This is a genomic window from Streptomyces sp. NPDC001868 (genome assembly GCF_040297125.1).
In the GTDB taxonomy this organism is placed as follows: domain Bacteria; phylum Actinomycetota; class Actinomycetes; order Streptomycetales; family Streptomycetaceae; genus Streptomyces.
This window is the reverse complement of record NZ_JBEOYO010000038.1, coordinates 40193-63138: the sequence shown is the minus strand read 5'-3', so window position 1 is coordinate 63138 and position 22946 is coordinate 40193. Positions and strand designations below refer to the sequence as shown.

Sequence of the window (22946 nt, the reverse complement as noted above, 5' to 3'; positions counted from 1 at the left end):
TTGCTGTCGTTGAGATCTGCGTTGGTGTTCCTGCTCGCTGTGCTCGCCGGCACGGCAGCAGGCGCACTGACGGCGTTGTCCGGGGAAGAAGCGCCGCGCAGTGTGCTCGCGGGTCTCGCCGTCGCAGGTCTCGCCGTCCCTTTCTTCAACCGCCTGATCGCCCCCGATAGGCCCACGGACCCGCCGCTGGCTCCCGCGGGCACCGGTGCCGGTGAGGAGGGAAGTGATGGCTGAGCTGCGGCCTTTGGGGGAGGACCTCAACGACGCCTCACGCGCGCTCGCCCTGGCCCTGCGGGAACTGTTCGAGGGTCTGCAGGTCTCCGTCCGACGGTATGCAGCGCGCCGTCGCATCGACCCGGGAACGGTCTCGCGCTATCTCAACGGCACCCGGTTACCGCCGTGGCAGATGATTAACGACCTCTTCGCGGATGTCGCCGAGCACCGGGGAACCGCCGTCACCACCGAGGCCATCGAACTCGTACGAGGCCTGTACGGGCAGGCCGTGGATGCCGCGTCCTCGCCCAAGCATGCGGTGCAGATCCTTGAGCAGCAGCTCGCCGACGCCGACCGGGTCTCCCGGCGCTCCAGCGTCCGCGGCGACGTGCTGGGGGACGCGCTGCTGGACCGGACCCAGCGCATCGCCGACCTCGAGACACGGCTCAATCAGCTTGAGGCCGACCGTATCGCGGAGCGGAAACGGGCGGACGAGCTCGCGTCAGCACACCCGGATATCTCCGGCCTCATTGCCGAGCGCGACGAGCTTCAGCTGGAAGTCGAGCGGCTCCGCACGGACCTGAGCAAGGCACAGGCTCAGCGAGCCGCAGCGGAGGACCGCTGCGATCTGCTCGAACGCCAGCTTGATGCCGTCGAGCAGGTCGCCCCCGCGGCTGCACTGCGCGCGATGCCGCAGGGTATGCCCAAGATCCTTGTCGTCGACGACCAACCGGACAATCTGCTCGCGATGACTGCGGTGCTCTCCACGCTGGACCAGGAACTCATCACCGTCTCCTCCGGCCGGGAAGCCCTCAAAGCGCTCCTGGACCACGACGACTTCGCGGTCATCATCATGGACGTGCAGATGCCCGAGATGGACGGCTACGAGACCTGCGCCCACATCAAACGCCGCCCCCGCACCCGCGACGTCCCGATCATCTTCCTGACGGCCATGGGCGTGGATTCGGAGCACTCGGCCCGCGGATACGCGGCCGGCGCCGTCGACTACATCAGCAAGCCTTTCGACCCGTGGGCGCTGCGCGCCAAGGTCGCCGTGTTCACCTCCATCTACCTGGAACGGCACACGCAGTAGAAACTGAACTCAACATCTGCCGAGCGACCACCCCCCCGCGGGTGCGGGGAGCAACGGTCGATGTGCTTCGTATCGAGCGGGCCCACCGGTCGCTGAGCACATCAGCACGGCCACCGGCGCGGAAGCCGGCGCGTTCTATGCTTCGTTGGGTGGAGACGCTCTGGATCACCGTGGGTGCCGGCCTGTGGGGTGGTGGTGCGGGGCTGCTCGTCCCGCGTGCCGGGTACCGGCTGTGTGTTGCGCCCGGTGAGCCGTGGCGGGCGGTGTGTCCGGCCGGACACGCCTTCACTGGTCCCGGGAATGGATGGCTGGGGCGGGCCCGTTGTGCCGGCGGAGACCCGTACGGTCCCAGCACGCCTCTTCTCGTCGCCGCCTCAGTCATGACCTGTGCCGTTCTGGCGTACGTCACCGGTGCCCGCCCTGAACTGCTGGTCTGGCTGCTGCTCGCCCCGGTCGGGATGCTGCTTGCCGTCGTCGACTTCACGGCCCATCGGCTGCCCGATGTGCTCACCCTGCCGCTGGCCCCGGCCTTACTGGTTCTGCTTGGTGTCGCGGCGCTGTCGCCTGATGCCGGCGGGAGTTGGGCGACGGCGCTGCTCGGCTCGATCGCGCTGAGCGGTGGCTTCGTCGTGCTGTTCCTGTGCAGTCCACGGAGTGTGGGCTTCGGCGACGTGAAGCTCGCCCTGGCACTCGGCGTCGTTCTGGGGTGGCACGGCTGGGGGAGCGTGCTGGTCGGCTCGTTTGTCGGGTTCCTGCTGTTCTCGCTGTACGGCGTCGGCCTCATTCTTGCGGGGCGCACCGGCCGCACGATGGTGATCCCGGTCGGCCCTTTCGCTTTGGCCGGGGCGTTGACGGGCGTGCTCCTGGGGTCCTTTGCCTGGTGAAGTCAGGCTGGGTGACTGGTCGTGTGGCAGGAGAGAAGGCGACGTAAGGTCCTGTCCGGGCAGCGGTCGGGGGCCTTCGCTTGAGCGCTGAGCAGTCGCCACCGGACTACTGCCGTCCTCGGCTGCCCGCCGGAATGAGACCTCGCCCCGCAGCCGGCCGCTCGTGCGGCTCATACGGATGACGTTTGCCGCCTCACGCTTGATGAGGGGCTTGGCGCCGATGCGCTCAGTGCGTTGTGGCAAAGGGAGTCCCTGTTCGATGAGCAGGGGCTTCTTCGTGTGCGGGGCATGATCGCGACGGGGTAGGGGCAGGCACAGGGCCCCGGCGTTTGCCTGACTCGTCCGGTTTGATCATGTGATGCCGTAGAGGGTGAGGACGCGGAGGCGGGCGGTGTGGGCTCGGCGTCCGGCGGCGGTGTTGACGTCTCCGGCGAGCTTGAGTGTGCTGCGGATCAGGTCGCGGACGGCAGCGAGCACGGCGGGGGCATTATGGGTTCTGACCTGGGACTTGTCTTCTCCGAAGACAGCATCTCGGACCCAGTGGACGGTGTTTTCCACCGTCCAGTGCCCGCGAGCCCAGGACGCGATCTCGGCCGCGTTCGCCTCTTCGGCGGTCAGGTCGGTGATGGCGTAGACAGTCTCGCTGGACCACTTCTTCGCTCCGTAGAGACGGCGACGGCGCTGGATCCGCAGGACCTGGGCCGCGTACGGAAAGAGCAGGCCCGCGACGGTGACGACCTGGACGAGCCGCTGCTCGTGGCGGCCATGCCCTCGCGCGTCGTCGCGGTGGATCACGGGGATGTCCTTCCAGGGCAGGGCATGGAGTTGACGGGCTTGGCCCCGCTGGTTGTTCTTGATGGCCAGCAGGTAGTGGGCGCCGCGTTCGTGCAGGTAGGTGGCGTGGGCTCGTTGGGCGTGGAGGGCGTCGGCGGTGACGACGGTCCCCGCGAGATCTGTGTCGTCGATCTGGTCGAGCAGGGGTGCGAACTCGGGGATCTCGTTGGTCTTCGCGCCGATCTCGCGCGAGGCGAGTGTGACGCCGTCGCCGTGGCGGACCGCGGACAGCACGAAGACCCGGCTGCCGTCCGGTCGCTTCGAGCCGCCAGGCACTTGCCGTCCACCGCGATCGCCCGGCGCCTGGACCGCGCCGGCTCGGCACGGGTGGCCGCCCGATGGGCCCGGCGCTGTTCGCGCTCGACTCCGCCGTCGGGCATCACCGGATCCGGCCGAGGAGGCCGCGTGGACAGCAGGGGCCGGAGGTAGTCGTAGCCGGCCGCGCTGATCTCATCGGGATCCAGACGCTCCAGGACCCTGCGCAGGGTCTTCTCGCTCGGGACTCGGTAGCGGCCCAGCAACGGGTGATAGGGCAGGCCGAAGGCGGCCAGCTCCTGCGGCGTCGCACGCCGGCACCACTCCGCCGCCGCGGTGATCGAGTCGTGGCCCGCCGCAGTCATCGCGCAGACCACCAGGGCCAGCAGTGAGGAGATCCGGTAACGCACCCCGCAAGCCCCTCGCGGGTCGGTGACCGATTCGAACTCGGCAACCAGGCAACGGACTTGGGCGTGTGCGGCAGCCTCACCGAGGGCCTCCAGGCAGGGCGTGTGAGGCGCGGGAGCAGCTACAGGAGATGATGGAGGGACGAACACGGCACCTTTGTGGATCTTGAAGCGTAGAGAACTCCATGATCCCCAGGTGCCGTGTTCACCTGCTTCCGGGGCCCGCTGCCGCGATCAACCACTCCAAGCCGGGGCGAGCCGGGCGCACGCCGGGGCCCTGTTTTTCGGACAGTCCTTATCGAGGCTATTGACTGCGCCCCATCCCCTCGCCCAAGATCATTACGCAAACTCCCACTGGGGGAGTTAGGGAAGGAATACCGTGAAGATATCTGGCAGATCGGCCGTTCTCGGCTTCGTGAGCACGGCACTCGCATTATTTAGCTTCGCCACGCCGGCCGCCGCAGACGCCTCTCAGGCTGCCACCGTTACGGCGAACGGCACTGTCGTTGCCGCGGATGGTTCCAAGGTCGGCCAGGTCACCCTCCACAAGCGTGGTGACGGGGCGAAGCCGCCTGCAGAGCTGGGTAACCCCTCAGAATGGGCTTCGGTGGTGATGCCGATGGACGATTCGACCGCGCAGGCCTGCATCGGTGCCAGTGGCGGAAACTGGTGCTACGGCTACAACCTGACCAGCGACGGTAAGTACTGCTACTCGAACTACTACCACGCCACTAAGATGCACCATTCCACGGTCAAGATTGCCGGGGGCTCGAATAGCGCTTACGCGTTCGCTGGCCAGACCTCCTACGCCAACCGGACGGCGGGCGCTGCCTACACCTGCGAAACCTTCTACAGTCTTGATGAGTAGTAGGTTCTGATCCCCGCATCCCGCGGCGACCCCTTCGAAGGTGGGGTAGGTTGATGCGCCACTCGGGTCTGTTCCGTTACCCGCGCAGTCTCCGAGTGGCGCCACCTCCTACTTTGAGTTAATCACGGAACAGGGAAGAAGAAATCGCAAACTTTCCGCGCACTCGTGTTGCGCCGCTCGCAGTGCCCCTCGGGGTCGGTTTTCTACTTGGATTAGCGGGTCCCCTCACCGAAAAATGGGACAATCCCATTTGCGCCCCTCTAAATGTTGTTTTTTCCGGTGGGTGGTCGTGGGTCTGTTACGCATTCTTAGTAGGATATTGCGGCCGATCCAAAACTGAATCAGCCTTGCTGTCCTCTTTGGGGTTGGCTATCGGCGTGGTCACATACTATCTATTCAAAGGCCTGAGCCCCACCATCCCGGCCGGACTGGAATCTGGGGCCGCCGGCGAGGTGAATTACTCCGGTATGCTTGCATGGGGAATGGCAGCTTTCGTTCTTGGGGCACCCGTCGGGCTCTTGGGTAACCTGGCGCGAATTCCGAGTGTTGGCGGTCTCCCATTCCGACTGGTTGTTCCGCTTGTAGCACTTTTCGAGGCCTCCATGCAGCTGGCTGCAGAGGCGGATGGGCAACGTGCGGTCGTTGGAATTACCTGGAATGTGATTCGGTTCATCGCGGGTGCTGTTGCTTTGGCTCTAGTAGTTCACACGATCCGGAGTTGGTGGCACTCTCGGCGTACTCGTTCCGCGGAGTCGGATGAGCACCACGCCAGAAGGAACATTTCGCCCTTGTGACCTTCTAAGTGCGTTGTGGCTACTGAACTTGATTGAGTGATGTCGGGACGGTTCGCCTGACAGCGACCTGCCAGCTCCGGTAGCTCCTGGGGAGTGAGATACGCACAGGGTGGTGGGCTGACCGACACTGAGCAGGCCGCGCGGGAGCGGATCCGGTTGCAGGCTGTCGTCCGCTTCGAGGATGGGGAGACGAACCGCGAGGTTGCCGCCGCTCTGCGGGTGAGCGAGCGGTCGGTGGAGCGGTGGCGCCGGGCCTGGCGCGAGCGCGGCGAGGCCGGGGTCCTGTCGCAGGGTTCTCCGGGGCGGTCCCGGCTCAGCGAAACGCAGATCGCCAGGCTGGAGCGAGAGTTGGAGCGTGGCCCGCTGGCCCACGGCTGGGCGGACCAGCGGTGGACGCTGGCGCGGATCAAGACGTTGATCGGTCGGCTGTTCCACGTCTCCTACACGGTCGAGGGCACGTGGCGGTTACTGAAGCGGCATGGCTGGAGTTGGCAGCAGCCGGACAGGCGGGCCATCGAGCGGGATGACGATGCGGTCGAGGTGTGGAAGAAGGAGACCTGGCCGCGGGTAACGAGTTGGTGCGTGATAGCGGGTGAGGCTCCGTGCCGGGCCGGTGGCATGATCCGACTGTGGCGATCATGGTCAATCGGGCGGTACTGGCGCATCGGCTGTTCACGGGGATCTCCCGGCGTCATCTCACTTGCCTGATCGAGGAGTTGGCGGCGCCATGGCAGGCCGGCCTTGAAGGCCGCCGTCATGCTGCGCGGGGCGGAATCCGCAAGCGGGCCGAGGGTGCCGGAGCTCGCCACCAGCTGGTGTTCGTCGACCGGCTGATGGCCACGCTGATCCATCTACGCCACGACCTGTCGCACGCGGTGCTGGGACTGCTGTTCGGCGTCGACCGCTCCACCATCACCCGCGCGATCGGAGAGATACGTCCGCTCCTGGCCGAGCGAGGATGTGCGGTCCCCGACCGTCCCGACCTGCGACTTCGGACGCTGACGGATGTGTTCGCCTACGCCCAGGCCGAGGGCATCGAGCTGCGCCTGGACGCCACGGAGATCCAGGTCCGCCGGCCACCGGCCGGACGCGGCGGCCGACGCGCGTTCATCTCCGGGAAGAAGAAGCAGAACACCATGAAGGCCACCGTCATCGCCGACTGGCGGGGTCGCACGTTATGGACCGATGCCCTGCGACCTGGTCGTATGCACGACGCCACGGCCACCCGCAACGAGGGCATCGCCGTGTGCTTCCAGCACTTTCCCGATGTCGAGGTCCTGCTGGATGACGGCTATCTGGGCCTGAGCCGCGACCACCGCGGGCAAGCGATCACCCCGCCCAGAAAACCACGGCCCGGAGCACTGCCCGGCAGAGTCGAACAGTGGGAACGCGACCGCCACTGGCATTCCTCCGACCGCATCACCGTCGAGCACGCCCTCGCCGACCACAAACGCTGGAAGCAACTGATGCTCTGGACCCACCGACGCGACCGCCTGCCCGACACCTACCGCGCCATCGCCGGCCTCGTCTCCGACCGCACCGCTCAAGCCTGAACAGCGGTCCCCAAACGGACCAGCACGCCTCACCCGCTATCACGCACCAACTCGTAAGCTCCGTCCGGTGGAGACGTTCTGGATCACCGCGGCGGCGGTCCTGTGGGGTGCCGGCGCGGGCCTGCTCATACCGCGCGCCGCATACCGGCTTTCCGTGCCGCCAGATAAGCCTTGGCGGGCAGTGTGTCCTGCCGGACACCCTTTCGCCGGTGCCGGCAACGGATGGCTGGGTCGGGCCCGCTGCGCCGACGGTGACTGGTACGGCCCCAGCACACCCTTCCTCGCCTCCGTCACCGCCGTGGCCTGTGCCGTACTGGCGGCCGCCACCGGTGCCCGTCCCGAGCTGGTGGTCTGGCTGCTGCTCACCCCAATCGGCGTGCTGCTCGCCGTCGTGGACTTCACGGTGGAGCGGTTGCCCGACATCGTCACCTTGCCGCTCGCCGTGATCACGCTGGGCCTGCTCGGCGTGGCGGCACTGCTGCCCGATGCCGGCGGCAACTGGAGGACCGCGCTGCTCGGCTCCCTCGCGCTCGGCGCCTGCTATCTCATGCTCTTCCTGATCAACCCGACGGGGTTCGGCTTCGGTGACGTGAAGCTCGCCCTCACTCTCGGCGCGGTTACCGGCTGGTACGGGTGGGACATCCTCATCGCAGGCGCCTTCGTGGGGTTCCTGCTCTTCGTGCTGTACGGCCTCAGCCGCATCGCCGCGCGACGTGGCGGACGACGCAAGACGCTCCACCCGTTGGGGCCGTTCCTGATCACGGGCGCCTGCCTTGGCGTGCTCCTGGGCTCCGTCCTCGGTTGAACGAGGCGATCCACACCTGTCAGCTGACGCTGCGCACGAGGTTGACCAGCAGTCGACATCGCTCAGATCCGGGAGGACAACCTCTGTACCAGCGGCCGGGGATTCCCCGATGTGTCGCCCGTCCGGCTCGACCGTCCCGAAACCGACGTTCTCGGGGCGCCTTCGCGTGCACACGCGAAGGCGCCCTACAACCATGGCTGCAACCGGTTGTGCACCTTGGTCAGTCCTGTCGGTCATGAGTCAACGTCTGCCCCGGCGCCCGGCTGAACGGCGCGGCCTGCGTCTGTGGCCCGTCGGTATCGTCCTGATCCTGGCCTTCAGCACCGCGGTTCTGGTGGCTTCGTCCGTGTTCTACTCCGGCTGGGAACTGCTCGGCGCCCGTGAGCTGAAGCCCGAGCACCGCATTGACTCCAAGACGCTGTTCGAACTGGTCAAGCTCGCTTTCGGGGTGGTGGCCGGCTCGGGCGCCCTGGTGGCCCTGGTCGTGGCCTACCGCCGCCAGCGCGTCGACGAGGACGGCGCACTTCGTGACACCACCCGACTGCACACCGAACGCTTCACCACCGCCGTCTCCCAACTCGGCGACGAATCCGCCGCCGTACGCCTGGGCGGCGTGCACGCACTCGCCGGACTCGCCGACGACGCCCCCAACCGCGGACTGCGACAGACCTGCATCGACGTCCTGTGCGCATACCTACGCCTCCCATACACCGCCGAATCCGACCTACCCGCGAACGACGCGGAGGCCCGCCATGCTTACCTGGCTTTGCGGGAAGTCCGTCGCACCATCGTCAGGCTCATCCGCGACCATCTCCGCCTACCCCTCCGCCATCACCACTCGTGGCAAGGCCATGACTTCGACTTCACGGGCGTCATATTCAGCGGCGAGGACTTCAGCGAGTCGGTGTTCTCCGGCGGCACGGTCGACTTCGGCGGGGCGACGTTCTCTGGCAACGCGGTCGACTTCAGCGAGTCGGTGTTCTCCGGCGGCACGGTCCGCTTCGGCGGGTCGAGGTTCTCAGCGGCCGACTTCAGCGGGTCGAGGTTCTCCGGCAGCGCGGTCGACTTCAGCGGGTCAAGGTTTGCCGACGGCGCGGTCGACTTCGGCGGGGCGACGTTCTCCAGCGGCACGGTCCGCTTCGGGGCGTCGGTGTTCTCCGGTGGCGCGGTCGACTTCGGCGGATCAACGTTCTCCGGCGGCCAGGTCCACTTCAGCAGGTCGACGTTCTCCGGCGGCACTGTCGACTACGTTGCGTCGACGTTCTCCGGCGGCGCGGTCGACTTCGGCGGGGCATCATTCTCCGGCGGCACGGTCCGCTTCGGCGGGACGGAGTTCTCCGGTTCCACGGTCCACTTCGATGGGTCGGCGTTCGCCAGCGGCGCGGTCGAGTTCGGCGGATCAACGTTCTCCGGCGGCACGGTCCACTTCAACAGGACGACATTCTCCGGCGGCACGGTCCAGTTCCGCGGGACAGCGTTCTCTGGCAGCGGCGCGGTCGAGTTCAGCGGGTCGACGTTCTCCGGCGGCACGGTCCACTTCGGCGGATCAACGTTCTCCAGCGGCGCGGTCGACTTCAGCAGGTCAACGTTCTCCGGCAGCACGGTCGACTTCAGCAGGTCGAGGGGGGTCGCCCCGCCCGGCCTACTTCCGGCAGCAGGCTCTCCCCTGCCGTATGGGCTCATCCTGCCAACGGCGTGGCAACCGACAGGTCCTCCCGTCTGAACGCACCCTTCTCCTAGCTCCTCGGGAAGCGGCGCATCCACGCCCGCAAGTCGTGAGTGGTAGTGCGGAGCCGTCGGACAATCGCGAGAGCTGTTCGGCCAGTTACTCAGCGAGGCGGCCCAGCTCACTTCTTTGCGCCGGTGTCCTCGGGCGCGGGTCCGAGCCTTGGGCTGTTGGCGTTCATGACGGCTCCTCGTGCTCGGCGAGTGCGCGGTACAGGGTCGAGCGGCCCACCCCGAGATCCCGCGCGATCTCGGTAACGGGCTGGGGCGGGTTCCGCCGGCGGCGGGCCAGGAGAACGGCAAGGGTGTCCTCGTCGACCGCGCGGGGGCGCCCGCCGAACCTGCCGTTGGCCTTGGCCGTGGCCAGGCCGTCGAGCCTGCGGTCCTGGATGAACTCGCGCTCGGCCTCCGCGAACGCCGCGAACACGGTGAACACCACCCGACCGGGGCCGCGCGGGTCGTACATCCCGGCGAGCGGCCCTTGTAGGATCTCCAGCCGGTTGCCCCGGTGCTCGATGTCCTGGGCGCTGGTGATCAGTTCGAGGGCGTTCCGGCCCAGCCTGTCCAGCATGGTGACCGTGAGAATGTCGTTCGGCCGGAGTGCGGCCAACGCGTCCTTGTACCTGGACCGCTCCGCGTGGCGGGTGCTGACCGTCTCGACGTAGAGCGGCTCGATGCACCCGGCCGCCCTCAGCAACCGCTCCTGTGTTTCGAGGTCCTGGCCGCGTCCGGAGACTCGCCCGTACCCGATGCGGTCGCCGGGCCGGTCGACGGCCGTCGGCTGCGGGTCGAGGTGCGGGACCACCCGCCAGGCCTTGCCCGGCTGCCGGTCCTTCGGCACCCGGATCGGCGGACCCGACCGAAGTACCGGCACCGTGTAGTACCTCACCGAGTGGTACACCGTGGCGACGGTGCCCATCCGGGTGCGGCACGGCGAGCCGGGCGGGACTCTGCAGCGCGGGCACTCCTGCTGCTCGACCAGCGTGGCGCGCTCGGCCTCGCCCAGCTCTTCGCGGTTCATCGCTCCGCCGAAACGGCCGTGCGCTTGCCCATCAACGCCTTCCCTGCCGGGCACGGCTCCGGGCCGGCGATGAGGGCTCGTAGGTCGCCGGCTCGGGGCACGGCTTCAACCAGTCCTTCACCAAGTCCAGCTTGTCCCTCACCACGCCCATGAACCGGAATGCCCGTTCGCTTTGCTCGGGAGGTCCGTACAGCGCGGTCAGCACAGTCGCGGCCGCCAGTGTGATGGCCGTATAGGCAGCAACCGCGCCCGGGCCCGTGTGGGTGCCTGCCGCACGTTGGTCTGCGGTCTCCATCGCAGTCCTCTCCTGTCATTTGAGTCAGCCCTGGTGCTGGGAGTTGCTGATCATCTCCGCGGGCACGACCGGGCCGGGGGCTCCGGACATCATCCCAAAAACCTGTCCCGATTGCTCCGGAGTCGACAGAGTTTCGGGACGGGTTTTGGGACACTATTCCCCGGCGTGTCGCCCGCCCGGCTCGACCGTCCCAAAACCGACCGTTTCGGGACGGCTTAGCGTGCACACGCGAACGTGGAGCTCTTGACCGAACGCAACGGATTCGGAACATCAGATTCCGGGAGGCGGCACGTAGGACTGGCTACTTAAGGAGAGCGTGCAGGAGCCCCATGGCTGCGATGCCCACCAGGAGGGCTACGCCAAGGCTGGGGTATAGGTAGGCCAAGTACGTGGCACCACCTCCCGCCAGCAACAGCACCAACGTGCGCAGATCGAGGTGGCCATTCATCGCGCTTCGCCCTCCCAGGAATGACAGCTTCCGCATGCCCCGTCTATCGGGCCATGCGTGCACCTACTGGGAAGCGGGCAACTCTGAGCACGCCTCGCCATTAGGAAGCAGCGCTCAAAACCGCAGGCACAAAGAGTGATCGGGGCTGGGTTGGCACGTCAAATTCAGGTCTGCTTTTATGCTAGTGACGCAGATCACACCTGGTCACACCTGACTGACCTGGGGAAACGGGCGCAAACGACTCGCCGATGATCGAGATTTCACCGGCTGGAAGCGGACTCGACGGGCACCTGAAGCGTGGTGCGGTTTAGCTGAGTTCATGGACATTCCCGTACGAGTTGCTCTGGCCAAAGCCGCCACGGCGCTGCCGACTGGTAGGGGCTGGTGGTACGAGCCGAAATTTCGACGGTCACCGGGCCGTACTGGTCCGGGACTCTGACGGCGTCCGGCTGTTCTCGCGGTCGGGTCGGGACGTCACGGCTGTGTGGCTCGATGTCGCGCTGGCCGGGATGGCCCTGCGGCCGGGCACAACGGTGGACGGCGAGTTGGTGATCTGGCGGGGCGGGGCGCTGGATTGGGGTGCGGTGCAGTCGCGGGCGGCTTCGACGCCGGCGCGGGCCCGCACCCTCGCCGCAGAGCTGCCCGCCAGTTAACTGGAGTACGCACGGGTTCCTGAGCGGACCCCAGGGGTGCGATCGGCTGAAGTCACCAGGTAGGACACCGGTGTTCGAGGTGTCCCACGAGGGTGTGAGATTTTCGCAATCACTCGCAGATTCTGCGAGTGATGCTCGTAATCTGCGGGTTCATGGGGGAATCCGAAACCCGTTCCTTGGCTCCTGGGCGCGATGCGGTCGGTCTGGCGGAGGTCTTCTCTCTCCACACGTATCGGTCGAGCCGCTCGGGTCAGCGGGATGAGCGGTCGTACTTCTTTGACACGCTCGCGGAGTACCAATGGGCGCGGGACGCGGCAGGGCTGATGCCGGCGTCGATCGACCAGCTGGTCAAGCCGGTGATCGAGCTGTGTGAGCACTACGACGTCGTGCCGTGGCAGCTCACGCCGACCGCGTTGGACCGGTACTTCGCGGGCCCTGGCAAGCGGGCCCGACCGACGGTTCTTGCGAAGATCAACAAGATTGACGCGTACTTCGCGTTCCTGGAGCAGCGGTACGCCGGGGAGATCCACCGGCTGTTCGGCGTGGTCGTGGAGTCGCCGGTCGATGTGTTCAACCGGCCCCGTCACCGTGGCGACTTCGGGCTGCGGGTGCCACCGTCGCAGCGGGCGATGCGGGAGTTCTTCACCGCGTGGCGGGCTGCTCTGCCTCAGTCGCGCAAGGAGGCGGTGGCGTGCCGGGACTACGTGATGGCGAAGATCGCCTATCTGTCCGGGGTCCGGGCGGCGGAGCTGTGCGGTGTGGCGCTGGGGGACGTGCACTGGGAGTCGGGCCGGTGGGGCCGGTTCGTTGTCCAGGGAAAGGGAGCCCGCGGGTCCGGTCCAAGGCCGAGAGAGGCGTTCCTGTTCGAGGAGGGCCGCGAGCTGTTGTGGTGGTAGGTGGAGGAGGTCCGTGGCCTGTTCCGGGATGATCCGGAGCATCCTGCGGCGCCGTTGTTTCCCTCCGAGCGGTTGCCGGGGCCGGTGGCCGCGCTGAACATGCCGGTCGCGCCGGAGGTCGTCCCGGCGACGTTCCGGCGGGCGCTGAAGGCGGCGTCGCGGCTGTATCTGCCGGGGCCGGTGCCCGAGCTGTTTCCGCATCTGCTGCGCCACGCGTGCGCCACCCACAACTACGAGCGCGGGATGACGTTGTGGGAGGTGCAGCGGATGCTCGGGCATATCTGGACGACTACGACGGTCAATTATCTGGCGACGGCCCAGGCCGATCCGGAGCAGGCGGATCGCTGGCGGGCGTCAGCGGCGCGGGCCGGGCAGCGGCTGGTCGCGGACAGGGGGAGTTTGCGGTGAAGTGGAATCTGCGCTGGGCGGCTGCCAAGCGTGACATCTGGCGGCCGGTCGACTTGCAGGCGGCGTTCGCGAAGGTGGGGTTCACGCCGTCGCTGAGCAAGGTCGCCGCTCTGTGGGGCTGCACTCCGGTGACGGTGCGGCTGGAGGACCTGGACAAGATCTGCGCGGCGCTTCAGTGCACGGTGGCCGACCTGCTGGAGGCCGAGCCGGTGGCCGCCGCGGCGGACCAGGAGGAGCGGGAGCGGGCGGTCGGCGGCGAGGCGGGGCCCGTACGGCCGGTGCCTCGCAGGGACGGACCGCGCCGGCTCCGGCCGCCGAATTGACGGCAGGCGCTGTGGTGTTGGTGCGGCAGTGCGGGTTGTGTCTGGACTGGGGCGTGCCCCGTCTGGTGAACGGGCTGTGCTGGAGTTGTCGTGGCTGGCTGGAGAACCGGGAGACGGCGCGGTGTCCGCGGTGCTGCCGGATCGGTGCGGTGGATGGTGACGGGCTGTGCCGGCCGTGCGTGATCGCGGTGCGTGAGGAGATCCGGGCCGGCGTCGACGCCGTCTTCCCCGCGCCCACTCAGGTGCACGTCTTCGTGCTGGGTCTGGGGCAGCAGGGTGCACGGAACCTGCCGCGTCCGCGGGGCTCGGCCGCTCCCTTTCTGGGGCCGCGCGAAGTGCGAGGTCTGGTCGACGATCCGAGGATCTGCCCCGCGGTGATGCGCGGGCAGCTGCCGTTGTTTCCGGTCCGGCGGCGCTTCGAGCGTGGCGATGCCCGGCGGATCAGCGGTCGCACGTGGCCGGAGGAGGAGGTCCTGCAGAAGCTCGCCGGGCAGCGGGCGGCGAGCGTGGGGCTGTCGGGGACGTGGCCGCAGATGGTGTTGCGGCTGATCCGGTGTGCGCTGGCGATCCGGGATGCCGAGGGGGAGGTCCTGGTCTCGGAGGAGATGCTCGATCAGGTGCGGTTGCCGCTGAAGGCTGCCGCCGGTGAACTGCTCGCCCAGGCAGGATTGTTGAAGCCGCGCACCAGCCCGCCGCCTGTGTCCTGGCCCGTGCGGTCCTGCGCGGACTGTGGGTGCTGGGGCGTGACGACGACCCTGTGCCGCGGCTGTGACGAATGGCGCAAGAACCGGGATCGCTACCGAGTGGGCCGGTGCTCGCGGTGTCGGCGGGACGGGCTGCCGCTGCACGCGGGGAAGGACTCGTGCCGCGGCTGCCTGGCGTATGTGCACGAGATCGGCCCGCAGGCGGCGGCGGCGTCATTCACGCAGCTCGCTTTCGCCGGGCCGCTCGCGCACCAGCTCAAGCGGCGGGCCGGGGAGCTGGGCTTCGTGGTGCACCCGCGTTCCGGTCCGCTCTCGCGTGCACGCGCCCGGGCCCGCGAGGTGAGCGCCCCGGCCGGCCGGGCAATGCCGGTGCTGGTCGTCGCGGGGCAGCTGTCGCTGTTCTCGATGCCGCGGACCTGGCGTCGCGAGTTGCACGCCCCCGTCCTCTCGCTGCCCCCGCTGCCGGCTCCGGCACAGGAGTTGTTCGATACCTTCACCGCTGGCTATCCGCGGGCCTGGCTCGCCGACAAGCGCAACGTGCCCGGTGGTGCGGCCCTGGTCCTGCATACGCTGCTGGCCCGGCTGGGGGCGCACGAGCCGATCCCCGAGCGCGACGTACGTTCCCTGGCCGGGACCGTCGCGGCCGGTACCGCCGCCACCTGCCGTGTGATCTCCTTCCTGCGCGCGCACGCCCTGCTGGAGGCCGATGAACTCTTCGAGACCCCACGGCAGCTGCTCGCCGACGTTCAGCGCCAGGTGCACCCGCGCCTGACGGACATGGGCCAGGAGCGGCGCGATCGGCACGACGAGAAGGCCCTGCACACGCGGATCGCCCGGCTTCCCGCGCCGATGGCCGACCAGCTGAGCGCCTGGGTGCGGGTCCTGCGCGGCCAGGGCCGCTACCGGCATCCCCCGGCAGACTGGAGGCTCATTCGCCGATACCTGGGCATGGCCTGGCCCGTCCTGACCTCGTGGACGGCGGCAGGGCTGGACCTGCGGCAGGTCACCGCCGGTCACATCGAGAGTGAACTCGCCCGCTACCAGGGCAACGTGGCGCGGGGTCTACTCGGCGTGCTGCGCAGCATCTTCCGGGCCCTGAAGCAGGAGCGGGTGATCTTCCGCGACCCCACGGCCGGGCTGCAGCAGCCCGCCGGGGTACACCTGCCACGGCCGCTGTCCAGCGACCGCCTGGCCGGCGTCCTGGACCAGCTCGACGGTCCCGCCGCGCGGCTCATCGTCGGCCTGGTCGCCATCCATGCCGTGCGCGCCGTGGAGGTCGCCCGGCTCGGCCTGTCAGACCCTGACCTTGCCCGCCGGATCCTGAGAGTGCGGCGGGGCGAGCACACCCACCTCGTCTACCTCGGCGACCTGAGCACCGACCTGGTGGCCGACTGGCTGCGCGAGCGCCGCCGCCGCTGGCCCCAGGCCACCAACCCGCATCTGCTGATCACCGCCCAGACCTACCGGCACCCCGCTTCCCCGCAGGTCAGCTACTGCGCGATGCGGGCCGCGTTCGACCAGATCGGGCTGCTGCCAAGGCAGGTATGTGCCGACCGCATCCTGGACGAGGCCCGGGAGACCGCCGACCCGGTCCACCTCGTCCGCCTCTTCGGCATCCACCCCTCCATCGCCGTGAAGTACGTCCACGCCGCACACCCGGACAAGGCCCTGCCCCGGATCCGCTGACCGGGCGATACGGCCCCGCACACCCGACGCATGGCGGAAGACGTCGACCATGTCCTCGACCTGGTCTCTGCCGGATCCGATGCTCACCACTCCCACCGCCGATCCTGCGCTCGCGCCAGATCACGCGGCTGGGCCGAAGTCATAACAGGGGTTACTCCTGTGCGTTGTCCATCGGGCAGCGGGCCAGGCAGCGAATGCCGACTCGTCCATCGAACTCCTAAAGATTCGTCAGCTGCTCCCCAATGCGAGAAGGGCCGCTCCGGCGGAGGCCAGCGCGAGCACCACGAACAGGCTGGGGTATCCACCGAGCGGCCCGGCCAGGGCTGCTCCCGCGAAGGGGGCAAGAGCAGAGGCGATGGTGGCCGGGGCGGCCAGCAGTCCGGACAGGCGCCCGTAGTGGGTGGTGCCCCACCGGTCGGTGACGGCGGTGGCTTGGAGGAGGGTGAGGTTGCCTCGCACCATGCCGGCCGCGATCGCGATGCCCACGAGCAGGGGGAAGGGGCCGGAGACCATCGCGAACGCGGCGGTCGTGGCCCCGCCGAGTGCGATCAGGGTGACGGTGCGGGTGGTGACGCCGGTGCGGCTGGCGAGGGTGGCGTACAGGGTGCGGCCGAGGGTCTGGCCCGCGCCGCCCAGGCCGAGGGCCCAGGCGGCGGCGGTGGGGCTGGCGCCGCGTGTGATCAGCAGGGGTACGAGGGCGATGACGACGGCGTACATGGCGAAGCTGTTCAAGGTCATCGCTGTGGCGAGCATCAGGAACGGTCGGCTGCGGGTCACCGAGCCGCTGCTGTCGGTGTGCCGTTGAGACGGTGGCGCTGGGGCCGGTGGCCAAGGTCCTCGTAGGGCGAGGGCGTGGGCTGGGATGGTCACGAGGGCCAGGAGCACCGCGAGTACGGCGTACGTGCCGCGCCAGCTCAGGTGTTCGGCGAGTGTGGCGGTCAGGGGGGCGAAGGCGGTGGAGGCCAGGCCGCCGGCGAGCGTGACGATGGTGAGGGCGCGGATGCGGTCCTCGCCCCACCAGCGGGTGAGGGCGGCGAAGGCAGGCTGGTAGAAGGTGGCGGCCATGGCCACGCCGGCCAGCAGCCAGGCGGCGGTGAAGGCGATCAGGTTGGGCGCGGACGCGATGGCCAGTACAGCGGTGACGCCCAGGACGGAACCGGTGGTCATCACGGCGCGAGGGCCTCGGCGGTCGAGGATGCGGCCGACGGGTATGCCCGCGACGGCGGAGATCAGGAGCGCGCCCGAGAAGGCGGCGGTGGTGGCTGTGGTCGACCAGCCGGTGGAGGCGGTGATCTGCGGGTTGAGGACGGGGAAGGCGTAGTAGACGATTCCCCAGCTGGTGATCTGGGTGGCGCACAGGGCGGGCAGCGCGGCGCGGGGCCGTGACAGGACCCCCGTCCCGGTCACGGCCTCGCTGGTGCGGAGGTCGGTCATCGGCGGGTCAGCAGCAGCCGCCCGCGGCGACCGGTTCCTTCGCGTCGGTGTCGGCCTCGGCCGTGCCGGTGCAGCAGGTGCTGCCCTGCTGCTTGGCCAGGGAGTCGGCATCGGCCTTGACGACGTACACCTCCCAGGGTTCCTGGCCGGGGCCGTGGACCCAGACCTTGTCCTGAAGGGCGTAGCAGCAGGTGGTGTCGTTCTCGACGTCGGTTGTCAGTCCGGCCTCGCTCAGGCGGGCGGTGGCGGCGTGGACCGCTTCGGTCGTCTCGACCTCCACCCCGAGGTGGTCCATGCGGGTCGCCTCGTCCGGGGTGCCTTCGATGAGGACGAGCTTGAGCGGGGGCTCGGTGATGGCGAAGTTGGCGTAGCCGTCGCGGAGTTTGGCGGGCTCGGTGCCGAAGAGCTTCGTGTAGAAGGCGATGGACGCGTCGAGGTCGGGGACGCGCAGGGCGAGCTGTACGCGGGATGTCATGGCGAACCTCCTGGGGTGGGTGGGGTGTTCAGCAGCCGCCGGAGGTGGCGGCCGGGGCGCCGATGCCGATCTGGAGGGTGGAGGGCGCGGCGCAGCAGCCGCCGCCCTCGCTGTTCTGGGCGGCGTCGGGGTCGTCGAAGAGGCCCGCGCCGCCGCACACGCCGGTCTCCGGGAGGGTGAGTTCGACGCGCTCGGCGGCCTCCTGGTCTCCGGCGATCGCGGCGGTGATGGAGCGGACCTGCTCGTAGCCGGTCATGGCGAGGAAGGTGGGGGCTCGGCCGTAGGACTTCATGCCGACCAGGTAGACGCCCTGCTCGGGGTGGGAGAGCTCGTTCACGCCGTGCGGGTAGACCGTGCCGCACGAGTGCACATTCGGGTCGATGAGCGGCGCCAGGGCGATCGGGGCCTGGAGGCGCTCGTCGAGGCCGAGGCGGAGTTCGGAGAGGAACGACAGGTCGGGGCGGAAGCCGGTGAGGACGATGACCTCGTCGACCGGGTCCAGGCGGCGGCCGTCCTCGGCGACGAGGACGAGCCGGTCGCCGTCGCGTTCCACGGCCTGTGTGCGGAAGCCGGTGACCGCGCTCGCGTGGCCTGCGTCGACGGCCGCCTTGGCGCGCAGGCCCAGGGCGCCGCGCGCGGGCAGCTCGTCGGCCTCGCCGCCGCCGTAGGTGCTCGCGCCGATGCCCCGGCGCAGGATCCACGCGGCGTGGGTCCCCTTCTCCTCCTTGGCGAGATCGGCGAGGTAGGCGAGGGCGGTGAAGGCGGAAGCACCCGAGCCGATGACAGCGGTGCGCTTGCCCGCGTAGCGGGCGCGGACGGCCGGGTCGCCCAGGTCGGGGACCTGGTAGGAGATGCGGTCGGCGGCCGTCTTCTCGCCGAGGGCGGGCAGGCCGTCGGCGCCCATCGGGCTGGGGGTCGACCAGGTGCCGGAGGCGTCGAGGACGGCGCGGGCGGCAAGCAGCTCCTCGCGGCCGTCGGCGAGCTGGATGTGGACAGTGAAGGGCTGCTCGTCGCGGCCGGAGTCGACGATGCGGTCCCGGCCCGCGCGGGCGACGCCGGTCACCTGCGTGCCGTAGCGGACCTTGTCGCCGAGAACGTCGGCGAGCGGCTGCAGGTACCTCCCGGCCCAGTCACCGCCGGTGGGGTAGGCGGCGCCGTCGGGGCGGACCCAGCCGGTCGGGGCCAGCAGCTTCTCCGCGGCCGGGTCGGTGACCTCGGCCCAGGGGGAGAACAGCCGCACGTGCGACCAGGCCCGCACCGCGGTGCCGGCGGACGGTCCGGCCTCCAGGACGAGCGGTTCGAGGCCGCGCTCGATGAGGCGGGCGGCGGCGGCCAGGCCGACCGGGCCGGCTCCGATGACCACGACGGGCAGCTGGTCGGTGGTGGGCGCGTTCACGAGATTCCCCTTTGCTTCGACATTCGTCGATGGCTTGCGCGCCCCAGCATGGCACCTGTATTGATGGGCGTCAACATAGACATTCATCAAATCCAGGGGGTTGGGGTCATGGAACACGTCGACGTCGCGGTGATCGGGGGTGGCCAGTCCGGGCTGGCCGCCGCGCACGCTCTTCGCGGGCAGGGGCTACAGCCGGTGGTGCTGGAGGCATCCGTGCAGGCGGCGGGGTCGTGGCCGCGCTACTACGACAGCCTCACCCTCTTCTCGCCGGCCCGATACAGCTGTCTGCCCGGGCTGCCGTTCGGCGGCGACCCGGACCGCTACCCGCACCGCGACGAGGTCGTCACCTACCTGCTGCGCTGCGCTGACCAACTGGACGCCGAGATCCGCACCCAAACCCGGGTACGCGACGTCCGCCCCGGCGACGGCGCGTTCATGCTGGGCCTGGAGGGCGGCGGGCGGCTCGCGGCGCGCGCCGTGATCGCGGCGACCGGCACCTTCGGCCGCCCGTACCGGCCGGACCTTCCGGGGCTGGAGACCTATACCGGAACCCTGCTGCATGCCGCCGACTACCGCACGCCCGAGCCGTTCGCCGGGCAGCGGGTCGTGGTCGTCGGTGCCGGGAACTCCGCGGTGCAGATCGCCGCCGAGCTCGCCGGGCGGGCGCGGGTGACGCTCGCGGCGCGGCATACTGTGCGCTTCGCCCGCCAGCGAACTCTGGGCCGGGACCTGCACTGGTGGCTGGCCCGCACCGGTCTCGACACGCTGCCCGCCGGCCGCTTCCTTTCCGCGCCGCCGACCCAGCTGGTCATCGACGACGGCCGCTACCGGGCCGCCGTCACCTCCGGGCGGCCGGACCGGCGACCGGTGTTCACCGGCATCGACGGCGCGAAGGTCACCTGGACGGACGGCAGCACGGAGGAAGTGGACGCGATCGTGCTGGCCACCGGTTACCGTCCCGACCTGGGCTACCTCACCCCGCTCGGTGCCCTCGACACCACCGGGCACCCCCGCCACCGTGAGGGGGTGTCGCTGACGCATCCGGGGCTGGCGTACGTCGGGCTGGAGTGGCAGCGCAGCCTGGCGTCGAACTCCCTGCGCGGAGTCGGGCGGGACGCTTCCCGGGCCGCCCGGCACATCGCCGCCTACCTCGCCCGTACCTGAGGCGGTCCGGCCCTCGCCCACTGGTTCGACGTATGTCAACATAGATGTATGTCGAACACCAAGGTGCTGCCGCTGCTCGAACCCGCCGGCGAGGCGGTGGCGCCGTGCTGCCCGCCGCTGACGGAACGCCCCTTCACGGCGGAGGAGGCCGAGACGGCTGCGCGGATGTTCAAGGCGCTGGGTGACCCGGTGCGGCTGCGGCTGTTCTCCGCCGTGGCCTCGCACGAGGGAGGCGAGGCGTGCGTGTGCGACATCTCCGACGTCGGTGTCTCCCAGCCGACGGTCTCCCACCACCTGAAGAAGCTCAAGGAGGCCGGGCTGCTGTCCTCCGAGCGGCGCGGCACGTGGGTGTACTACCGGGTGGAGCCGTCGGTGCTGGCTGCGATGGGCAAGCTGCTGACCATAGCCCCGGTAGCGGACTGACCCGAGGCGCGCCCCGCGCCGAAGAATCCGCAACCCCCTGGGCGCTACCCGAGCAGGCCGGCGATCTCGCGGGCGGTCTCCCGTGCGGGGCGTCCGACGCCGATGAGGGTGGCGGAGGCGGGGCCGGTCCAGTCGCCGTAGCCGAGCAGGTGCAGGCGGGGTTCGCCGACCGCGCGGGTGCCGGTCGTGGCGATGTGTCCGCGCGGGCCGCGGAGTTGGAGCGGGACGAGGTGGGAGAGGGCGGGGCGGAAGCCGGTGCACCAGATGATCGCGTCGGCCTCGGCGCGGGTGCCGTCAGCCCACTCCACGCCGCCGGAGTGGAGCCGGGTGAACATCGGGCGCCTGGCGAGCAGGCCGCGGTCGCGGGCTGCGCGTACGGGCGGGACGGCGACGATGTCCCCGAGCGAGGCGACCCCGCCCGAATCCGTGCGCCCCTGATCGAGGGCGCGGCGGCGGGCCGTAGCGGCGTCGAACAGCGCGCGGCCGTCGATGTCGTCGGCCAGGAAACGGGGCGGGCGCTGGGTGACCCAGGTCAGCTGGGTGTCGTGCGCGAGGTCGGCGGCGATCTGGGCGCCGGAGTTTCCGCCCCCGACGACGATTACGCGGCGTCCGGCGAAATCCTGCGGACGCGCGTACTCGACGGAGTGCATCTGTCGGCTCATAAAGGCTGCGCGGCCGGGGACGGCGGGCAGGAAGGGCCGCCACCAGGTCCCCGTCGCGCTGATCACGGCGCGGGCCTGCCACATCCCCGAGTCGGTCTCCACCCGCAGGAACGCGCCGTCCCGGTGGACCCCGGTCACGCGGACGGACCGCTCGACGGGGAGTTCGTACCGCGTCTCGTATTCGGTCAGGTACTCCACCACGTGCCGGGCGTCGGGGTAGGTCTGGCCGGTCTGCGCCGGCATGAGGCGGCCGGGCAGCGAGGAGTACGCGGCGGGGGAGAACAGGCGCAGTGAGTCCCAGGCGTGCTGCCAGGCGCCGCCCGGTGTGGTCTGGGCGTCGAGGATGACGAAGTCGATGCCCAGGCGGCGCAGGTGGTAGCCGGCGGCGAGCCCGGTCTGGCCGCCGCCGAGCACCACCACCTGCGTTCGGTGGCTCATTCGGCCGATCGTCCGGGCATGAAGATGAGGGCCACCAGGGCCAGTCCGACCACGCCGCCGATGAGCTGCATGCCGATGAATCCGACGAGCGAGCTGGGGGCGATGCCCGCGAAGGTGTCGGTGAAGGCACGGCCGATCGTCACCGCCGGGTTGGCGAACGACGTCGAGGACGTGAACCAGTACGCGGCGCCGATGTAGGAGGCGACCGCGACGGGCGCGAAACGCAGCTGGTTCGCGCGGGCCAGGCCGAAGATCAGCAGGACCAGACCGGCCGTCGCCACGACCTCACCGAGCAGCAGATGCCCGGCCGAGCGGTCGTGCGTGGACCACTTCACCAGCGGCTCGCCGAACATCGCGTCCGCGAGGATCGCGCCCGCGATCGCTCCGACGATCTGCGCGGGCAGATACACGGCCACCTCGCGCGGGGTGACTCCGGGACCGCCGCGTCGGGCGGTCCACCACTCGGCGAGAGTGACGACCGGGTTGAAGTGGGCGCCGGAGACCGGGCCGAGCAGGAGGATGAGGACGCCGAGGCCGAAGACGGTGGCCGTGGAGTTGGCCAGGAGCTGCAGGCCGACGTCCTTGGTGAGTTCGGTGGCCTGGATGCCGGAGCCGACCACGATCGCCACCAGCAGGGCGGTGCCTATGAGTTCGGCGGCGGCCCGGGCGACCAGCGGGGTACGCGGCGGGGTGGCGCCCGGAGCGGGCGCGACGGAGGCGTCTTCAGCGGCGGCTGGCGCGGACTCCGCGGTCGGGGCGGCTTCGGCGGCGGTCATGGGCAGGCCCTCTTGTTCTCGGCGGCGGTGCGAGCGGACTCGGCCAGGTCGGCGAACTGCCCGGCGAGCGAGGCGAGGACGTCGGACTTGAGCCGGTAGTAGGTGAACCGGCCGCACGGCTCCGTCTCGACGACTCCGGCCTCGCGCAGCACTCTCAGGTGGTTGGAGAGGTTGGTCTGCCGGGCACCGGTCTCCTCCACGAGGTGGGTGGTGCACAGCATCTCTTTGGCGAGCAGGGTCACGATCTGGAGCCTGAGCGGGTCGGCCAGCACCCGGATCAGGTCAGTGTCGACTGACGTCATCATGGGCTGAT

At 69.5% G+C, this 22946-nt stretch carries 19 protein-coding genes and 3 pseudogenes; 13 read left to right on the top strand and 9 right to left on the bottom strand.

Features of this window, described 5'->3' with window-relative positions:
- Window positions 1–226: 226 nt before the first annotated feature.
- Both ABT147_RS33250 and ABT147_RS33245 read left to right on the top strand, forming a co-directional pair.
- Window positions 227–1306: a response regulator gene (locus ABT147_RS33250; protein WP_351413153.1), complete on the top strand. Its 1080-nt coding sequence runs from the start codon at window positions 227–229 to the stop codon at window positions 1304–1306.
- A 149-nt stretch (window positions 1307–1455) separates the two neighbouring features.
- Window positions 1456–2190, top strand: coding sequence for a prepilin peptidase (locus ABT147_RS33245; protein WP_351413151.1), 735 nt, complete (start codon window positions 1456–1458; stop codon window positions 2188–2190).
- Between the two features lie 351 nt (window positions 2191–2541).
- Here the strand turns inward: ABT147_RS33245 and ABT147_RS33240 are convergent.
- Window positions 2542–3836: pseudogene (locus tag ABT147_RS33240) on the bottom strand (ISAs1 family transposase).
- Window positions 3837–4065: 229 nt separating this feature from the next.
- On the opposite strand from ABT147_RS33240, the gene ABT147_RS33235 reads away from it, so the two are divergent.
- The 5 genes and pseudogenes from ABT147_RS33235 (at window position 4066) to ABT147_RS33215 (ending at window position 9429) form a co-directional block, all read left to right on the top strand.
- Entirely contained in the window at window positions 4066–4554 is a 489-nt protein-coding gene (locus tag ABT147_RS33235) for a lactococcin 972 family bacteriocin (protein ID WP_351413149.1), read from the top strand.
- An 887-nt stretch (window positions 4555–5441) separates the two neighbouring features.
- Window positions 5442–5918: pseudogene (locus tag ABT147_RS33230) on the top strand (winged helix-turn-helix domain-containing protein); the annotation flags it as partial.
- 68 nt (window positions 5919–5986) lie between these two features.
- Window positions 5987–6901: a transposase family protein gene (locus tag ABT147_RS33225; protein WP_351413144.1), complete on the top strand. Its 915-nt coding sequence runs from the start codon at window positions 5987–5989 to the stop codon at window positions 6899–6901.
- A gap of 67 nt (window positions 6902–6968) precedes the next feature.
- The gene (locus ABT147_RS33220; protein ID WP_351413142.1) at window positions 6969–7706 is read left to right on the top strand and encodes a prepilin peptidase; all 738 of its coding nucleotides are present in this window, start codon (window positions 6969–6971) and stop codon (window positions 7704–7706) included.
- A 235-nt stretch (window positions 7707–7941) separates the two neighbouring features.
- Window positions 7942–9429: a pentapeptide repeat-containing protein gene (locus ABT147_RS33215; protein WP_351413140.1), complete on the top strand. Its 1488-nt coding sequence runs from the start codon at window positions 7942–7944 to the stop codon at window positions 9427–9429.
- Between the two features lie 180 nt (window positions 9430–9609).
- Here ABT147_RS33215 and ABT147_RS33210 read toward each other — a convergent pair whose 3' ends face one another.
- Window positions 9610–10452 (bottom strand): recombinase family protein, encoded by an 843-nt coding sequence (locus ABT147_RS33210; protein WP_351413137.1) that lies wholly within the window; start codon window positions 10450–10452, stop codon window positions 9610–9612.
- 31 nt (window positions 10453–10483) lie between these two features.
- Window positions 10484–10747 (bottom strand): hypothetical protein, encoded by a 264-nt coding sequence (locus ABT147_RS33205; RefSeq protein ID WP_351413135.1) that lies wholly within the window; start codon window positions 10745–10747, stop codon window positions 10484–10486.
- A gap of 786 nt (window positions 10748–11533) precedes the next feature.
- Between ABT147_RS33205 and ABT147_RS33200 the strand changes: the two genes are divergently transcribed.
- The 4 genes and pseudogenes from ABT147_RS33200 to ABT147_RS33185 all read left to right on the top strand — a co-directional run bounded on the left by ABT147_RS33200 (window position 11534) and on the right by ABT147_RS33185 (window position 15865).
- Window positions 11534–11848, top strand: a complete 315-nt coding sequence (locus ABT147_RS33200) for an ATP-dependent DNA ligase (RefSeq protein ID WP_351413133.1) — start codon at window positions 11534–11536, stop codon at window positions 11846–11848.
- A gap of 152 nt (window positions 11849–12000) precedes the next feature.
- Window positions 12001–13152: pseudogene (locus ABT147_RS33195) on the top strand (tyrosine-type recombinase/integrase).
- On the top strand, window positions 13149–13475 hold the full coding sequence (locus ABT147_RS33190) for a helix-turn-helix domain-containing protein (RefSeq protein ID WP_351413131.1): 327 nt from the start codon (window positions 13149–13151) through the stop codon (window positions 13473–13475). Before ABT147_RS33195 ends, ABT147_RS33190 begins: the two are co-directional and overlap by 4 nt.
- Window positions 13476–13654: 179 nt before the next feature.
- Window positions 13655–15865 carry a hypothetical protein gene (locus tag ABT147_RS33185; RefSeq protein ID WP_351413129.1) on the top strand — a complete coding sequence of 737 codons (2211 nt, stop codon included), beginning with the start codon at window positions 13655–13657 and terminating at the stop codon, window positions 15863–15865.
- A 228-nt stretch (window positions 15866–16093) separates the two neighbouring features.
- Here ABT147_RS33185 and ABT147_RS33180 read toward each other — a convergent pair whose 3' ends face one another.
- Genes ABT147_RS33180 through ABT147_RS33170 form a run of 3 tightly spaced genes read right to left on the bottom strand, consistent with a single transcriptional unit; the run spans window position 16094 to window position 19170 of the window.
- On the bottom strand, window positions 16094–17299 hold the full coding sequence (locus ABT147_RS33180; RefSeq protein ID WP_351413127.1) for an MFS transporter: 1206 nt from the start codon (window positions 17297–17299) through the stop codon (window positions 16094–16096).
- 7 nt (window positions 17300–17306) lie between these two features.
- A complete protein-coding gene (locus tag ABT147_RS33175) occupies window positions 17307–17774 on the bottom strand; it encodes an ArsI/CadI family heavy metal resistance metalloenzyme (RefSeq protein ID WP_351413125.1) in 468 nt (155 codons plus the stop codon).
- A 28-nt stretch (window positions 17775–17802) separates the two neighbouring features.
- Window positions 17803–19170: an NAD(P)-binding domain-containing protein gene (locus ABT147_RS33170; RefSeq protein WP_351413122.1), complete on the bottom strand. Its 1368-nt coding sequence runs from the start codon at window positions 19168–19170 to the stop codon at window positions 17803–17805.
- A gap of 108 nt (window positions 19171–19278) precedes the next feature.
- Here ABT147_RS33170 and ABT147_RS33165 point away from each other — a divergent pair, with 108 nt between their 5' ends.
- Window positions 19279–20334, top strand: a complete 1056-nt coding sequence (locus ABT147_RS33165) for a flavin-containing monooxygenase (RefSeq protein WP_351413120.1) — start codon at window positions 19279–19281, stop codon at window positions 20332–20334.
- A 48-nt stretch (window positions 20335–20382) separates the two neighbouring features.
- Window positions 20383–20757: an ArsR/SmtB family transcription factor gene (locus tag ABT147_RS33160; RefSeq protein WP_351413118.1), complete on the top strand. Its 375-nt coding sequence runs from the start codon at window positions 20383–20385 to the stop codon at window positions 20755–20757.
- A 44-nt stretch (window positions 20758–20801) separates the two neighbouring features.
- Here the strand turns inward: ABT147_RS33160 and ABT147_RS33155 are convergent, their stop codons facing one another.
- Genes ABT147_RS33155 through ABT147_RS33145 form a run of 3 tightly spaced genes read right to left on the bottom strand, consistent with a single transcriptional unit; the run spans window position 20802 to window position 22938 of the window.
- On the bottom strand, window positions 20802–21857 hold the full coding sequence (locus ABT147_RS33155; RefSeq protein WP_351413116.1) for an ArsO family NAD(P)H-dependent flavin-containing monooxygenase: 1056 nt from the start codon (window positions 21855–21857) through the stop codon (window positions 20802–20804).
- Window positions 21854–22633 carry an aquaporin gene (locus ABT147_RS33150; protein ID WP_351413114.1) on the bottom strand — a complete coding sequence of 260 codons (780 nt, stop codon included), beginning with the start codon at window positions 22631–22633 and terminating at the stop codon, window positions 21854–21856. The genes ABT147_RS33155 and ABT147_RS33150 overlap by 4 nt, the downstream gene beginning before the upstream one ends.
- Window positions 22630–22938, bottom strand: coding sequence for an ArsR/SmtB family transcription factor (locus tag ABT147_RS33145; RefSeq protein WP_351413112.1), 309 nt, complete (start codon window positions 22936–22938; stop codon window positions 22630–22632). The genes ABT147_RS33150 and ABT147_RS33145 overlap by 4 nt, the downstream gene beginning before the upstream one ends.
- Between the last annotated feature and the right edge of the window lie 8 nt (window positions 22939–22946).

Excerpts from the sequence above, each read along its gene's own strand:
- ABT147_RS33250 (WP_351413153.1), top strand. The coding sequence starts at position 227 with ATGGCTGAGCTGCGGCCTTTGGGGGAGGACCTCAACGACGCCTCACGC.
- ABT147_RS33225 (WP_351413144.1), top strand. The coding sequence starts at position 5,987 with ATGGTCAATCGGGCGGTACTGGCGCATCGGCTGTTCACGGGGATCTCC.
- ABT147_RS33215 (WP_351413140.1), top strand. The coding sequence starts at position 7,942 with ATGAGTCAACGTCTGCCCCGGCGCCCGGCTGAACGGCGCGGCCTGCGT.
- ABT147_RS33210 (WP_351413137.1), bottom strand. The coding sequence starts at position 10,452 with ATGAACCGCGAAGAGCTGGGCGAGGCCGAGCGCGCCACGCTGGTCGAG.
- ABT147_RS33205 (WP_351413135.1), bottom strand. The coding sequence starts at position 10,747 with ATGGAGACCGCAGACCAACGTGCGGCAGGCACCCACACGGGCCCGGGC.
- ABT147_RS33180 (WP_351413127.1), bottom strand. The coding sequence starts at position 17,299 with ATGACCGACCTCCGCACCAGCGAGGCCGTGACCGGGACGGGGGTCCTG.
- ABT147_RS33175 (WP_351413125.1), bottom strand. The coding sequence starts at position 17,774 with ATGACATCCCGCGTACAGCTCGCCCTGCGCGTCCCCGACCTCGACGCG.
- ABT147_RS33165 (WP_351413120.1), top strand. The coding sequence starts at position 19,279 with ATGGAACACGTCGACGTCGCGGTGATCGGGGGTGGCCAGTCCGGGCTG.
- ABT147_RS33160 (WP_351413118.1), top strand. The coding sequence starts at position 20,383 with ATGTCGAACACCAAGGTGCTGCCGCTGCTCGAACCCGCCGGCGAGGCG.
- ABT147_RS33155 (WP_351413116.1), bottom strand. The coding sequence starts at position 21,857 with ATGAGCCACCGAACGCAGGTGGTGGTGCTCGGCGGCGGCCAGACCGGG.
- ABT147_RS33150 (WP_351413114.1), bottom strand. The coding sequence starts at position 22,633 with ATGACCGCCGCCGAAGCCGCCCCGACCGCGGAGTCCGCGCCAGCCGCC.
- ABT147_RS33145 (WP_351413112.1), bottom strand. The coding sequence starts at position 22,938 with ATGATGACGTCAGTCGACACTGACCTGATCCGGGTGCTGGCCGACCCG.